15 protein-coding genes are annotated in these 14,116 nt (G+C 66.8%); 6 read left to right on the forward strand and 9 right to left on the reverse strand.

The window, feature by feature from the left end; translation table 11 throughout:
- Nucleotides 1–24 precede the first annotated feature (24 nt).
- From LGT36_RS09145 to manA, 3 genes are read right to left on the reverse strand one after another with little or no spacing between them, the layout of a single operon-like run.
- A complete protein-coding gene (locus tag LGT36_RS09145) occupies nucleotides 25–741 on the reverse strand; it encodes a metal-dependent transcriptional regulator (protein WP_226095390.1) in 717 nt (238 codons plus the stop codon).
- The gene (locus tag LGT36_RS09150) at nucleotides 738–2,063 is read right to left on the reverse strand and encodes a UDP-glucose/GDP-mannose dehydrogenase family protein (protein WP_226095391.1); all 1,326 of its coding nucleotides are present in this window, start codon (nucleotides 2,061–2,063) and stop codon (nucleotides 738–740) included. Before LGT36_RS09150 ends, LGT36_RS09145 begins: the two co-directional genes overlap by 4 nt.
- 15 nt (nucleotides 2,064–2,078) lie before the next feature.
- Nucleotides 2,079–3,212, reverse strand: coding sequence for a mannose-6-phosphate isomerase, class I (manA, locus tag LGT36_RS09155; RefSeq protein ID WP_226264493.1), 1,134 nt, complete (start codon nucleotides 3,210–3,212; stop codon nucleotides 2,079–2,081).
- A 41-nt stretch (nucleotides 3,213–3,253) separates the two neighbouring features.
- Here manA and serC point away from each other — a divergent pair, with 41 nt between their 5' ends.
- Together serC and LGT36_RS09165 are read left to right on the forward strand one after the other, a co-directional pair.
- A complete protein-coding gene (serC, locus tag LGT36_RS09160; RefSeq protein ID WP_248642058.1) occupies nucleotides 3,254–4,372 on the forward strand; it encodes a phosphoserine transaminase in 1,119 nt (372 codons plus the stop codon).
- Nucleotides 4,369–5,109: a CAP domain-containing protein gene (locus LGT36_RS09165; protein WP_226095788.1), complete on the forward strand. Its 741-nt coding sequence runs from the start codon at nucleotides 4,369–4,371 to the stop codon at nucleotides 5,107–5,109. The genes serC and LGT36_RS09165 overlap by 4 nt, the downstream gene beginning before the upstream one ends.
- 11 nt (nucleotides 5,110–5,120) lie before the next feature.
- On the opposite strand, the gene LGT36_RS09170 is transcribed toward LGT36_RS09165, so the two are convergent.
- Genes LGT36_RS09170 through LGT36_RS09180 form a run of 3 tightly spaced genes read right to left on the reverse strand, consistent with a single transcriptional unit; the run spans nucleotide 5,121 to nucleotide 7,604 of the window.
- Nucleotides 5,121–6,287, reverse strand: coding sequence for an MFS transporter (locus LGT36_RS09170; protein WP_226095789.1), 1,167 nt, complete (start codon nucleotides 6,285–6,287; stop codon nucleotides 5,121–5,123).
- A 25-nt stretch (nucleotides 6,288–6,312) separates the two neighbouring features.
- The gene (locus LGT36_RS09175; RefSeq protein ID WP_226095790.1) at nucleotides 6,313–7,221 is read right to left on the reverse strand and encodes a DUF3027 domain-containing protein; all 909 of its coding nucleotides are present in this window, start codon (nucleotides 7,219–7,221) and stop codon (nucleotides 6,313–6,315) included.
- Nucleotides 7,221–7,604 carry a cold-shock protein gene (locus LGT36_RS09180; protein WP_226095791.1) on the reverse strand — a complete coding sequence of 128 codons (384 nt, stop codon included), beginning with the start codon at nucleotides 7,602–7,604 and terminating at the stop codon, nucleotides 7,221–7,223. The genes LGT36_RS09175 and LGT36_RS09180 overlap by 1 nt, the downstream gene beginning before the upstream one ends.
- A 117-nt stretch (nucleotides 7,605–7,721) precedes the next feature.
- On the opposite strand from LGT36_RS09180, the gene LGT36_RS09185 reads away from it, so the two are divergent.
- From LGT36_RS09185 to LGT36_RS09195, 3 genes are read left to right on the forward strand one after another with little or no spacing between them, the layout of a single operon-like run.
- Nucleotides 7,722–8,417, forward strand: coding sequence for a response regulator transcription factor (locus tag LGT36_RS09185; RefSeq protein WP_226095792.1), 696 nt, complete (start codon nucleotides 7,722–7,724; stop codon nucleotides 8,415–8,417).
- Nucleotides 8,414–9,868 carry a HAMP domain-containing sensor histidine kinase gene (locus LGT36_RS09190; RefSeq protein WP_226095793.1) on the forward strand — a complete coding sequence of 485 codons (1,455 nt, stop codon included), beginning with the start codon at nucleotides 8,414–8,416 and terminating at the stop codon, nucleotides 9,866–9,868. The genes LGT36_RS09185 and LGT36_RS09190 overlap by 4 nt, the downstream gene beginning before the upstream one ends.
- Nucleotides 9,869–9,878: 10 nt before the next feature.
- Entirely contained in the window at nucleotides 9,879–10,145 is a 267-nt protein-coding gene (locus LGT36_RS09195) for a DUF4031 domain-containing protein (protein ID WP_226095794.1), read from the forward strand.
- A gap of 458 nt (nucleotides 10,146–10,603) precedes the next feature.
- Here the strand turns inward: LGT36_RS09195 and groL are convergent, their stop codons facing one another.
- The 3 genes from groL to LGT36_RS09210 form a co-directional block, all read right to left on the reverse strand.
- Complete coding sequence (gene groL / locus LGT36_RS09200; protein ID WP_226095795.1) at nucleotides 10,604–12,238, reverse strand: chaperonin GroEL; 1,635 nt, start codon at nucleotides 12,236–12,238, stop codon at nucleotides 10,604–10,606.
- A gap of 221 nt (nucleotides 12,239–12,459) precedes the next feature.
- A complete protein-coding gene (locus LGT36_RS09205) occupies nucleotides 12,460–13,053 on the reverse strand; it encodes a LytR C-terminal domain-containing protein (RefSeq protein ID WP_226095796.1) in 594 nt (197 codons plus the stop codon).
- A 9-nt stretch (nucleotides 13,054–13,062) separates the two neighbouring features.
- Nucleotides 13,063–13,359 carry a DUF3263 domain-containing protein gene (locus LGT36_RS09210; RefSeq protein WP_226095797.1) on the reverse strand — a complete coding sequence of 99 codons (297 nt, stop codon included), beginning with the start codon at nucleotides 13,357–13,359 and terminating at the stop codon, nucleotides 13,063–13,065.
- An 86-nt stretch (nucleotides 13,360–13,445) separates the two neighbouring features.
- Here LGT36_RS09210 and LGT36_RS09215 point away from each other — a divergent pair, with 86 nt between their 5' ends.
- Nucleotides 13,446–14,114, forward strand: a complete 669-nt coding sequence (locus LGT36_RS09215; RefSeq protein ID WP_226095799.1) for a uracil-DNA glycosylase — start codon at nucleotides 13,446–13,448, stop codon at nucleotides 14,112–14,114.
- Nucleotides 14,115–14,116: the final 2 nt, after the last annotated feature.

Raw genomic sequence — 14,116 nt, forward strand, 5'->3', positions numbered from 1 at the left:
TAGTTACCGCTCCTGTTGACTGACCTACATTACCTGACCGCCAGCGTACCTGGCTTCGGGGCTAACGAACAGGTGACGCGCAACGTCCCCGGGAACCACCACCGATCCCTCTTCAGTGGAGAGCTCGGCATCCCCTTCATAGGACCGAAGTCCTATCGAAATACCAGGTAAAAGCCCAATCTCGGACGACGCTTGGAGGAAACCGGCAAGTGCTTGTGGGTTTTCACCAATTCTCACGAGCGTTGCGCGTGTCACGCCTGCGGCCAGCGCATCGGCCACGCTCAGAGGCTCGATTGCCTCCTTCTGCGGCTCGCCAGGGGCCACATCAAGCTCGTCAAGGCCGGGGATGAGATTGCCGTAGGGAGAGCGCTCCGGTCGCCCCAACATCTCCACCAAGCGGCGCTCGACGCGCTCGCTCATCACGTGCTCCCAGCGGCACGCCTCCTCATGAACGTGGCGCAAGTCCAGCCCGATGACGTCGGTGAGGAGTCGCTCGGCGAGGCGGTGCTTGCGCATCACCTTGGTAGCGCGGTCAACGCCCTCGGCGGTGAAGACGAGCGTGCGGTCCTCGCCGACGACCACAAGGCCGTCGCGCTCCATGCGTGCAATCGTCTGCGAAACCGTAGGTCCCGAGTGGCCAAGCTGCTCGGCGATGCGGGCCCTGAGGGGCGGCACCCCGTCCTCGATGAGTTCGTAGATGGTGCGCAAGTACATCTCGGTGGTGTCGATCAGATCCGTCATGCGGCGTGCCTTCCCATGCCTCGGTAACGCCATCCTGCGGCCTTCCAGGCCTCCACGTCGAGGCAATTGCGCGCGTCGATCACGAGGTCGCCCCTGGCGTGGGAGCGAAGCACGGCGGGATCCGCCTGGCGGAACTCTTGCCACTCGGTCGAGACCACCACGAGGTCTGCGTCTTTGACCGCATCCATCATGGATCCTGCGAAGTGGAGCGTGGGCCACACCGCCTTCGCGTTGTCCATCGCCTGAGGGTCGTACACCCGAACATCGGCGCCCATCAAGTGCAGACGTCCTGCCACGTCGAGGGCAGGCGAGTCGCGCACGTCATCGCTGTCGGGTTTGAAGGCCGCGCCAAGCACCGCGATACTGCGCCCGGCTATCTTGCCGCCGAGTTCCCGCTCAGCGAGGTCGAGTACATGTTGCCTGCGCCGCAGGTTGACGGAGTCGACCTCCCGCAAGAACGCGAGCGCCTGGTCCACGCCGAGTTCTGCGGCCCTCGCCTGGAAGGCGCGGATGTCTTTCGGCAGGCATCCTCCTCCAAAGCCGAGGCCCGCCCCAAGGAACTTGCGGCCGATGCGTTCGTCGTGGCCGATCGCATCGGCGAGCTCCAACACGTCGGCGCCCGTTGCCTCGCATACCTCGGCAATCGCATTGATGAAGGAGATCTTGGTGGCTAGGAAGGCGTTCGCGCTGACCTTGACGAGTTCCGCCGTGGGCAGGTCCGTCACCAAGAAGGGAGTGCCGCGCCCGATGATGTCTGCGTAGACCTCGCGCGTGACCGCCTCGATGCGCCCCGGCCTGTCCTTGTCAATGCCGAGCACTTGGCGATCCGGGCGCAGTGTGTCCTCGACAGCGTGACCCTCACGCAGAAACTCGGGATTCCAACCGAGTTCAGCACCGTCACCCACTGGGGCGAGTTCGCGTACGCGCGCCGCCAGCCTCGCTGCGGTGCCTACCGGCACCGTCGACTTGCCCAGAATCACCGTGGGGCGCTCGAGCATCGGCGCGAGCGTCTCAATCACCGCGTCAACGAACGTCATGTCCGCTGCATACTCGCCGCGCTTCTGGGGGGTGCCCACGCCAATGAAGTGAACGTCGGCGTCGGCCGCCTGCGCAGCATCAGTGGTGAAGCGCAAGCGTCCCGTCGCCACGTGCTTGGAAATCAGGTCAGGAAGCCCCGGTTCGTAGAACGGCACCTCGCCGCGAGAGAGTCGAGCCACCTTCGCGGCGTCAACGTCGACACCCACCACGTCGTGCCCCAGCTCGGCCATTCCTGCGGCGTGGGTCGCGCCCAGGTATCCCGTTCCGAATACGGAAACGCGCATCGTCATGTCGCCAGACTAGCGGCGAGTGTGCGGCGCGGAAGCGATCGCCGTCAGGCCCTTCGAGGTGACCGTGACGGGGCCAGCACAATCCCGCACGAACACGGCATGCCCTCTAGGCAACACACGCCGGTGATCGCGGGTCGACACCTCACAGTCGCCGCCAAGTGCCAGCACAATCCGCGGCCCGCGGGCAATCACAGCCGTCCCGCCCTCCACGATGTCAAGGCTGAACTCTTCTGCCGCCGTCGAGAAGTGCCGCACCGCACCGTCGCTCACCACCGACGGCCGCACAGGGTCAGAGTGCTCAAGCCGGGCGAGCTTGCGCAGGAGTTCCGTGTTGACCGGCTTCGAGGTCAGCCCAGCCCTGACGACGTTGTCAGAGTTGGCCATGATCTCCAGCCCCATTCCCCCCAGGTAGCAATGCACGACGCCGGCAGGAGTGAAGAGTGCATCCCCAGGGCCAAGGGACACGGCATTCATGGCGAGCGCTACCAGCACCCCCGGGTCATCGGGATATGTGAGAGCCGCGAGGCGGGCGGCGCCGAGCGATCCCGCCGCGCCTTCAGGCAGAGATGCGAGCGCCTCCACCGTGTCGAGATGTCCGCCGTCGAGCGCTGCCGTCACATATCCCGCGACCGCGCCGTCATCGAGCGCCTCCATCAAGGCGCCGGCACCGTCACCACCAAGCGACTCCAGATCGTGACGCAACGCCTCAGGCTCGCGGAACCCCACGAGCACGTCCATGGGAGTCATCGCGACAAGCAGTTCCGGTTTGTGGGAGGCATCCTTAAACGTGCGCGCCTTGTCGTCGAGAGCCACCCCCCGGGCCTGCTCGGCCGCAAATCCCTCGTGCGCCGCTGACGCCGTCGGATGCACCTGGATCGACAGTGGCCTCGCGATCGACAGCACCTTCAGGAGGTACGGTAGGCGTCCATAGCCTTCCGCGACCTCACGTCCGAGCGCCGCGACCGGATCTTGAGCGATCACAGTGTCGAGGGGCCCGTCGTCGGTGCCAGAAGGCAACAACGGGTGCGCTCCCCACCACGCCTCCGCGAAGGGCCCACCGTCGGCGGCAATCCCCAGGAGCTCTGGGATGCCACCTGGCGCCCCCCAGTCGAATCGTTGGACTGCCGGCGTCAGAGCGATCACGCACGCCATCATGCCACCGACACCCCTACTACTCTGTGCACATGAGCAGCCACGTCACGATCCCATCCCACTTGTTGCCCCGCGACGGACGCTTCGGATCCGGTCCGTCGAAGGTGCGTGCCGCTCAAGTCCAGGCGATCGTCGACGCAAACCCCAGTGTGCTGGGAACGTCCCACCGGCAGGCGCCCGTCCGTGGCCTCGTGGGCGATGTGAGGCGCATGCTCTCCGAGTTGTACGCCCTGCCAGAAGGCTACGAGGTGCTGCTCTCGAACGGCGGCTCCACGTTTGTGTGGGATGCGGCGGCCTTCTGCCTCATCTCCGACAAGGCGCAGCTGGCGGCGTTCGGTGAGTTCGGCGCGAAGTTCGCGGCGTCCGTCGCCGCCGCGCCACATCTGGCCGAGCCGACGGTGGTACGGGCCGTCCCCGGATCGATCGCCACCGCCGCCCGGGAGGCAGGCATCGACACCTACGCGTGGCCCCACAACGAGACCTCGACCGGCGCCACGGCCCCGGTGCGCCGTGTCGAGGGAACCGCCGACGCGCTCATGGTGGTCGACGGGACGTCAGCGGCCGGCGCGATCGAGTTGGACCCCACGCAGGTGGACTTCTATTACTTCGCGCCCCAGAAGTCGTTTGCGTCCGACGGCGGCCTCTGGTTCGCGCTCGCCTCGCCTGCCGCGATCGCCAGAATCGCTGAGATCGCGGCGAGCGGACGGTACATCCCGCCCTCGCTGTCACTCGCCGACGTGGTGACCAACTCGCGTGCAGAACAAACACTCAACACCCCCGCCATCAGCACACTGCTGATGATGCGCGCCCAACTCGAGTGGATGCTCGAACAAGGAGGCCTGGCCGCCATGGCCGCCAGGTCCCGTGCGTCGTCCACCGCGATCTACGAATGGGCCGACGCTCGCGACTTCGCGTCGCCGTTCGTCGCCGACCCCGCCCACCGCTCGCCGGTGGTCGCGACCGTCGATCTTGTGGACGAGGTGAACTCGGGCGAACTCCAAGCGGTCCTGCGAGCACACGGCATCGTCGACGTTTTCCCCTACCGCAAGCTGGGCCGCAACCAACTGCGCATTGGCGTGTTCCCCGCCGTGGACACCGCCGACGTAGAAGCGCTCCTCACCTGCATCGACTGGGTTGTCGCGAAGGGATGACCACGCCGCGTGCCCACCACGCCCCCTCGCGGTGGCGCACGTGGGCCGCGCCTGCAGCGCTCGCGATCATGGTGACCGCAGCTGCGGTCACGATCGCGCTCGCAGCGCTTCCCTCACACGACGACGCCACGCACGATGCTGAGGCTCCCGAGCATGCTCCCGCAGCCGCGGCGTCGATACCTCCGCTCGCCGCACCCGCAGCAACGGCCAGCCCCGAGCCCTACGTCTCGCCCATCGAGGTGGTGCTGCCACCCCCACCGACTCCGCCACCGGCGCAAGGCAGAAACTCTGCCGGTCAACGCATCGAGGCCGCCGCGAGCGCGGGAGTCACCACGCCCGCCGCGTGGTGCGAGGGCAACTACGGTGCCACCGCGTCGGCGTCCAGCGTGAGCGGGCTGCTCCAGGCCGCCAACGCCGAGCGTGCCCGCTGGGGACTCAGCGCACTGTCGTGGAACTCATCGCTCGCGTCGAGCGCCGTCACCTGGTCCGAGTCGCAAGCCGCCTCTGGAACCCTCTCCCATGGCATGGCGCCCAGCCCCGGCGGCCAGAACGTCGCGTACCGGTACTCCTCCGCAGGGCAGTCGGAGGCCGCCGCGGCAGCATGGGCGCACCCTGCCTGGATGGCATCGAGCGGTCACTGCAAGAACATCCTGAACGCATCGTGGAGCACCATGGGTGCGGGGGCGGCGTCCGTTGACGGCGGAAATACCTGGTATTTGACCGCAAACTTCCAATAGCGGCCGCGGTGCTATGCCCTCGAGGAATGGGGCAACTGCCACCGTGGCGTGAAGCGGTGCAGCACCCCCACCGTGGCAGCCCCCACCCCACCCACGGCGAAGAACCCCAACGGCAACGCGATCGCCGCACCCGCCGCGACGATCACCGGCCCCAAGAGCCCGCCTGCGTCCTGCAGAATCGACCACGCCCCCAGAAACACCGCCTTGCCTTGCTCCGGCGCGGCGTCGGCTCCCAACGTCATCACCACTCCCGAGCCCCACCCGTGACCCAGGCCGATCAGCAGTGCGACGACCCCCACCTGCCATGGCGTCGAGGTTGCAGGCAAGAGAGAAGCCCCCACGGCCAACGCGATCGCTGATGGCACCGCAGTCCACACCCTGCCGAAACGGTCCATCACATAGCCAGCGGGGATGAACATCGCCATATCGATGGCGGTGGCCACGCCAAAGACCAACGAGGCGCCAGAGTCGCTCATGCCAATATGCGCCGCCCACAACGGGATGACCACCACCCGCGCCTGGCGCAGCGCGCCCATCAACAGCACCCCCACACCCAGGGTGGTCAACACGCGCATCTGGGGCTTCAGCACCTCCCCCACGCGCACGCGCTGGCGTTGCGCCCGCGGCACGGAGAGGTGGCGCGGCGCGGTGAACACCAGTGTGCCGATGCCCAGGACCACCATGGCGGCGGCAAAGAGGTACGTCGCTGGCAGCCCCCACGCGTGAATGATCGCGGCGCCGGCGAACGGGCCCACAAAATTGCCGATGCGCCACGTCCCGGCGAGAGTCGTGAGGCTGCGCCCACGAGTGGCGAGCGGCGCCACAGCGTCGACGTGGGCTTGGCGCGCGACGTGGACGCCTCCGTGGCCTACACCGATAACGGCCACGCCCACCGCCAGGACTGCGATCTGGCCAGCGCTGGCGCATACTGCCGCACCGGCGGCGAGCACACCGTAGGTGCCGAAAGTGGCCGGGATGGGGCCCCACCGAGTGGACGCCCACCCGCCAAGCGCTGAGCCCGCCATGCGTCCGGCTGAATACACCGCGACCGCGATGGACGCGACTGCGGCTGGCTCGCCGAGTGATAGCGCCGACAAGGCAAAGATGGGAAGCGTGGCGCCGATGCCGATCTCGGCGAGCAACGTGGGGAGGTACATCGACAGCGCGAGTACCCGCACCACTCCCCTGGCGGGCTGCTCGTTGCTACTCAGCGGGCGCCTCCGGCGCCTTCTCTTGCTCCGCGTCGTCCGGCGTGGTGTCGTGATCGACTGGGCTCTCGGTCGGGGCGTCAGGCGCCACCTCGGTTTCAGGCGCCACCTCAGTCTCAGCCGTCGGCTCGACTTCGGTCTCAGGCGCTGGCTCTGGCTCGGGCTCCTGCGTCGTCAAGTCAAGCGCATCCATGGCGCCGGAGTCGATGACAGGATCCGCTGAGGGCCACTCGGAGGCGCGACGCTCGGCGTCCGTCTGAGAATGCGCGCCACAACCGTGATCCATGCTGACCACTCGGCCGTCGGAAGGCGACCACTCATTGGCACACACGCCGAACATCGTGCGCATCGATCCCGCCACTGGGAGCAGGAAGGCGCAGGTCGCACATTGTGCGCCTGCCGCGACGGCCGATGCCGCCGTGGGCCCATGCGAGCCCCGATACCAGCGCTGGGCAGTTGCTTCGCGCGCCTCGGGGGCGAGCACACGTTCACGACCAAGCCCGAACTCAAAGTTCGCGATCTCGTCGCGGTCCTCGTCACCCGTCTCGGTGTAACCGGGGATCAGACGCGGGTCCTCAGCCTGGAAGGGAAGGATCATTCCCGGCTCGAGGTCGCCCGGCTGGACGCGCTCGGACCACGGCACCCAGGTGGGAGCGAGCAACGCTTCGCTTCCGGGCAACAGCGCCGACTCGCATACCGTCACGACATCGTCCACGACCGCGAGATCAACGGTCCACTCCCAGCCCCTGTAACCGGGCAGCTGGCACGCGAATCGTACGGTCACCAGACCGTCGGCCCCTGGCTCGCTTCCGAGGAGTTGGCCTACCGGCGACTCATCACCAGCAGTCTCGATGACTGCCGTACGCGCGGCATCCGCGATCCTGTCCTCGACTGCGAGTGACATCAGGCTTCCAGTTGCTCGGCCACGGCACGCAACACTGAGGCAACCTGCTTGCCCTTCGCCGCCTCGGGGTAGCGACCCTTGCGCAGCGAGTTGGAGACCCCGTCGAGCATCTTGATGAGGTCTTCGACAATGATCGTCATATCGTCAGCGGGCTTGCGTTGGGCCTGAGCCACCGAAGGCGCCTGCTCCGCGATGATCACGCTCATGGCAGATGGTCCGCGCCTGCCGTCGACGACGGAGTACTCCACCTTGGTGCCCTGGCGGGGCGAGGACACACCTTCGGGAAGCGCCGAGGCGTGCAGAAACACCTCATCGCCCTCTTCGCTGGCGATGAAGCCGAAACCCTTGTCGGCGTCAAACCACTTCACTCGTCCGCTTGGCACGTGCACCTCTCTCACACGATGCAGTCGCATCGGGTGACTCCAAGTCTACAAGGGCGACGGCGCGCGCACGGGCGTGCTTCTCAGGGTTCTCCCAGCGTTGAGCGCCACACTAGAGGCATGACCCAGCAGCGCGCTCGCATCCTGGTGGTCGACGACGAGCCAGACCTGCGCGACCTCCTTGCCACGTCGCTGACCTTCGCGGGGTACGAGACCGTGGCCGTCGCGTCGGGAAGAGCTGCCCTCGATCACCTCCTGCATACCACCGCAGACTTGGTCGTCATGGACGTGATGATGCCCGCGATGGACGGCTTCACCACGGTGCGAAAACTGCGAGCCAGGGGCGACGATGTCCCTGTCCTGTTCCTCACGGCGCGCGACGCGCAAGAAGATGCCCTCACAGGCTTCACTGTCGGCGCCGACGACTATGTCACCAAGCCCTTTTCGCTCGCCGAGGTCGCGGCAAGGATCGAGGCGATCTTGCGCCGCGCACGGCCAACCGTCGACGATACGTCGGTGCTGAGCGTCGGCGATCTTGTCCTCGACGAGGACGCACACGAGGCGACAAGAGCTGGCACTCCGCTCGATCTCACGCCCACCGAGTTCGCGCTGCTGCGGTACCTCATGGCACACCGCGGGACGGTCCTCAGCAAGGCTCGGATTCTGGAGGAGGTATGGGGCTACGGAGGGAACTCTGACGGCGCGATCGTCGAAACCTATGTGTCGTACTTGCGCCGCAAGGTTGACACCCCTTTCGACGTGCCTCTGTTACATACCAAGCGCGGCGTCGGCTACGTGTTGAAGGCCCCTTCATGACCAACTGGCCGTTGCGGTGGACCATTCCAGGCATTGCACTTGTGCTCGTCTTGTTGACGGAGATCGTGCTGGGGGCGGCGGCGTTGGCCCTCCTCAATCGCACTCTGGTGGGGCAGATTGATCGCCGACTCGAAGACGCCGTCTCCGTGATCGAAGAGCGTCCTGGAACGGTGCTGCGTGAGATGGGCGGCGCCGGACGCGCCAACTCGGTTGACGCCTTGCGTCCGCGCAGTGACGTCATCGTCGCAGTCCTGCGCGCTGATGGCTCCGTCGCACGCGACCTGACGCAGGAACTCAACGACGGGCGACCGGTGCCTGACGTGACGTTCAGGGAGGACACGTCGGAGCCGTATACCTCGCGCGCGCAAGGCGAGGCCTGGCGAGTCGTGGTGCGCCCCATCGGCGGCGGCGGTCAGACCGTGGCCGTCATGATCCCGCTGCGCGACACGAGTGACGCCTCCAAGGTCTTGAGGCGAGGAATCATCGTTCTCGGCGTGGTGGTGGCAGTGCTCGCCGCCGGTCTCGCGGCCTGGGCGACCCGCAGGTCCCTGCGGCCCCTAGGTGAGGCGGAACGGACGGCCGCAGCCATTGCGCAAGGGGACCTCACACGCCGTGTCCCCGCATACCCAGGGTCGACGGAGGCTGGCTCGCTCGCCGCGTCACTCAACGTCATGATCGATCGCCTTCATGGCGCCCTTGCGCAAGGGGAGGCGACTCAGGAGCGGCTACGTCGATTCGTTTCCGACGCTTCACACGAGTTGCGCACACCGCTCGCCGCCATCAGAGGCTATGCCGAGTTGCACCGCATCGGCGCGGATGAGCGCGGCGACGCGGTCGGCAGGATCGAGGCGAACGCCGCCAGGATGTCGGACCTCGTGGACGACCTGCTCCTGCTCGCGCGGTCGGACGAGGACGCGTCCCAGCTCACGGCCGACGCGCGCGTGGATTTCTCCGCCCTGGTCAATGACGCGGCCGAGGACCTTCGCGCCCAGGATCCAGCTCGCACGGTCACCGCCGGTTCACGCGGACGATGCGTGGTCAAGGGTTCGCCGCGGCATCTGAGCCAGGTGCTCGCCAACCTGACCGGCAACGTGTTGCGGTACACGCCGTCAGGCTCGCCTATTGAGTTGAGCGCGCACCGATCCGGCGATGCGGTGACTGTCACGGTGCGCGACCACGGCCCAGGGTTCCCCGACGGAAGTGTGGAGAGGCTCTTCGAACGCTTCTACCGCGCAGACGAATCGCGCACGAGGGACACAGGGGGCTCGGGTCTCGGCTTGGCGATTGTTTCGGCGATCGTGACCGCCCATGGCGGATCGGTGGAGGCCGCCGACCTTGGCGACGGCGCCCTGATCACCGTGACGCTCCCGGCGGCAGATTCCGGTGCAGTTGCAGGTGGAGACACCGAGGCCGACACGAGCGAGGGAGAGCAGAAGCCGACCGCGGGTTAGGGTCGCTCGCATGACCATTCTGATCGATCCGCCGCTATGGAGCCGCCACGGCCGCGTGTGGGGGCACCTCGTTTCCGACGCCTCGCTCGGCGAGTTGCACGAGTTCGCGCGGTCGATGGGCATCCCCGAACGCGGCTTCGACCTGGACCACTACGACGTTCCAGAAGAGATGCACGACCGCCTGATCGCGGCAGGCGCGCAACTGGTGGATGGGCGGGAGTTGGTGCGGCGCTTGCGGGCCTCCGGTCTGCGCGTCACCGCGGCCCAGCGCCGCTGAACAGCTGTGACCAGCCTCCTCAGCCCCGCTCAACGCCCGCCGGACTTGCGCCAGCAAACCCCGTCCGGGACTGCGCCGCTGAACAGTTGTGACCGCTCGGGCGAGCGACACGCGGCATCGCGCGCCCAGCGTCGGCGTGTCGCGCACTCGCGCGGTCACCAGTGTTCGGCACGGGTCGGGGGCACGGCCAGAGCTGAGCCGGAACCGGGCCTCTGCTAGACCCCAACCCCGACAGTCCGAACCGTCGCAGTGGGCGACACGCCGAGGCGAGCCTCCGGCGCACGGACCCTCCCGGAGTGGCGCGGCTGGGATTGGTTCGCACCGTCGGGGTGCGGCGCGTCGAAGTGCGGCGGCGTGCGGCGGAGTGCCGCGGCGCGCGGTGCCGTGTCGTGGTGGCGAGAAAACAACGGGCCCCGAGGATCTCTCCTCGGGGCCCGTCGAAGGTATGAGCTGAGGGCCTAGAAGCCCATGCCACCCATGCCACCCATGTCGCCGCCGCCCTGAGGCATCGACCCGTGGGGTTCTGGCTTCTCGGCAATGACCGCTTCCGTGGTGAGGAAGAGGGCCGCGATCGAGGCAGCGTTCTGCAGGGCAGAGCGCGTCACCTTGACCGGGTCGTTCACGCCAGCGGCGAGCAGGTCCTCGTACACGCCGGTCGCGGCGTTGAGGCCGTGACCCACTGGGAGGCCCTTGACCTTCTCGACCACAACGCCGCCCTCAAGGCCTGCGTTGATGGCGATCTGGCGCAGCGGCGCAGAGACGGCAATCTCCACGATGCGAGCACCGGTTGCCTCGTCACCCTCGAGCTCGAGAGTGGCGAACGCCTTGATGCCTGCCTGGATGAGCGCGACGCCACCACCGGCGACGATGCCCTCTTCGACGGCGGCCTTCGCGTTGCGTACGGCGTCTTCGATGCGGTGCTTGCGCTCCTTGAGCTCGACCTCAGTCGCCGCTCCGGCCTTGATGACTGCCACGCCGCCGGCCAGCTTGGCCAGGCGCTCCTGCAGCTTCTCGCGGTCGTAGTCGGAGTCAGAGTTCTCGATCTCGGCACGGATCTGCTTGACGCGCCCGGCGAGCTGCTCTTCGTTGCCAGCACCCTCGACGATGGTCGTCTCGTCCTTGGTGACGACCACCTTGCGGGCCTGACCGAGCAGGTCGAGAGTGGCGTTCTCGAGCGAGAGGCCCACCGACTCGGAGATGACGGTTCCACCCGTGAGGATGGCCATGTCCTGGAGCATCGCCTTGCGACGGTCGCCGAAGCCGGGAGCCTTGACGGCAACTGCCTTGAACGTTCCCTTGAGCTTGTTGACCACGAGCGTCGCGAGGGCCTCTGACTCGACGTCCTCCGCGATGATCGCGAGCGGCTTGCCGGTCTGCATGACCTTCTCGAGCACAGGGACCAGGTCCTTGATGTTCGAGATCTTGTTCTCGACCAGCAGCACGTAGGCGTCCTCGAGGACGGCTTCCTGACGCTCGGAGTCGGTCACAAAGTAGGCGGAAAGGAAGCCCTTGTCGAAGCGCATGCCTTCGGTCAGTTCGAGGTCGAGGCCAAGCGCCGAGGACTCCTCGACGGTGATGACGCCTTCCTTGCCGACCTTGTCCATGGCCTCAGCGATGAGCTCGCCGATGGCGGGGTCGCCTGCGGAGATGCCAGCGGTAGCGGCGATCTCTTCCTTGGTTTCCACGTCCTTGGCGGCCGCGAGCAGTTCGCGCGTGACGGCCTCGACGGCCTTCTCGATTCCCTTCTTGAGGGCGATCGGGTTGGCGCCGGCGGCAACGTTGCGCAGACCCTGCGTTACGAGGGCCTGGGCGAGAACGGTGGCGGTGGTGGTGCCGTCGCCTGCGACGTCGTCCGTCTTCTTGGCGACCTCCTTGACCAGTTCAGCACCGATCTTTTCGAAGGGCTCGTCGAGCTCGATCTCCTTGGCGATGGAAACGCCATCGTTGGTGATCGTGGGGGCTCCCCACTTCTTCTCGAGCACCACGTTGCGGCCCTTGGGACCGAGGGTGACCTTCACGGCATCGGCCAGGGCATTCATGCCCCGTTCCATACCGCGACGGGCCTCCTCATCGAAGGCAATGATCTTTGCCATGGGTGTGTGTTCCTCTTTCGATGGGTTGTGGCGCCGCTGATGCCCGCGACGGACGACGCTCGCGGCGGTGTTCACATCACATCGCCTGAGCGCCTCATCGTTGGCGCCGAAGTCTTAGCACTCTCGTAGTGCGAGTGCTAATGCGATTTTGGCACTCTCCCCCTGAGAGTGCAAATGGCAAGGCGAACTTTCGCGGGCGGCGAAGAGCACCGTGAAGTCGCCTATGCGGCAGGGTCCGTCACCAGCAGCACCGCGAGATTGCCCTCAGGGACGACGCCGAACTCGACAGTGGTGATCCCCAGCACCTCCGCCACCTTGGCAGCAGTGCTTTCGAGGCTCGCATCCGAGTACCTCACGGTATTGCTCGCAGGCTTCGTCCCCGTCAGGTTGTCTGCGGTCGCGGCGGTGAATCCCGCAGCGGCAAGCTTCTCTTGATTCGCGCCCGCGAGGCCAGAGATACCGGCGCCGTTGAGCACAACCACCGGCGCGCCGAACTGCACTGGCTCGACCGTCGGCGTGGGACTTGGAGTCTCCGAGGGCTCAGGCGACGGCGATGGCGACGTCGTCACCTCGGGCGTTTCTGCCTGAGTCGCGGTGATCGTCGCTCGCGGGATGGAGTCGAGCGGGGGAACGCCATCGTTGCCTTGCGCCCGCCACAGGTAGACGACGACTCCGTAGGCCAGAGCGCCTGCGGCGATGGAGATCACCAAAGGAGCGGCTACCGCCCACACCCAACTCTTGCGCTTCCGGTGGACGCCCACGGGGCCGCGCTCGTCGGCGGCAGCATCAAACTCATCCGGAGGGAACTCTGGCACGGGGATACGTTACCGCTGGCGAGCGGCATCTACGACCCGACCCGCGCGTCCGCGCTGACGGGACGATCGCATGCGACGTAAGCGCTTCACGAGCATGGCGTCGTGAGCGAGCGCCTGCTCCGAGTCAATGAGCGCGTTCAGCACCTGGTAGTACTCGGTCGCCGACATGCCGAAATTCTCTCGCACGGCGTCCTCTTTGGAGCCTGCGAACTTCCACCACTGGCGCTCGAACGCGAGAATCTGCGCGTCGCGCTCGCTCAGAGGCGCGACATCGGCACGTGAGGCGTGAACTGAGACCGCGGACATGTGGCTAGAGTACCCGCGAATCACACCGTTGTCATTCGTGGCATGACCCCCGCCGAACGGTGCGTCAGCGTGGATACCCTGAGGCCATGACCGACGCATGGCGCGAGCACATCGCCCCCGACTGGGCGGACGCTTTAGAGCCCGTCGCACCACTCTTGGCAAGCATCGGCGCGTTCCTTCGTACCGAACTTGCCGACGGGCGCGCCTACCTGCCAGCTCCGTCGGCGATTCTCAATGCCTTCACTCGCCCCCTTGCCGACGTGAGGGTGCTGATCGTCGGCCAGGACCCCTACCCGACTCCCGGTGACCCCATGGGCTTGTCCTTCTCCGTGCCCCGCGGTCGCGCCATGCCTCGCTCACTCGCGAACATCGCGCGCGAACTCGCGGCCGACACCGGGGACACCATGACCACGGGTGACCTGACGCCGTGGGCCGATCAGGGCGTCATGCTTCTCAACAGATGCTTGACGGTCCGGCCCGGCCAACCGGGCTCGCACCGCGGTCATGGATGGGAAGGCTTTACGGAGCACGCAATCCGCGTTCTCGTCGAACGCGGCGGACCGCTCGTCGCCATCTTGTGGGGATGCGATGCACAGAAACTCGGTCCGATGCTGGGCGACGTCCCACTCATCGAGTCCGCTCATCCGAGCCCGCTGAGTGCTTCGCGCGGTTTCTTTGGATCGCGACCCTTCTCTCTAACGAACGCGCTGCTCGAGGAGCAGGGGGCCGAGCCCATCACGTGGCGCGTCGCCTAGGG

Source organism: Demequina sp. TMPB413, assembly GCF_020447105.2.
Classification (GTDB): Bacteria; Actinomycetota; Actinomycetes; order Actinomycetales; family Demequinaceae; genus Demequina.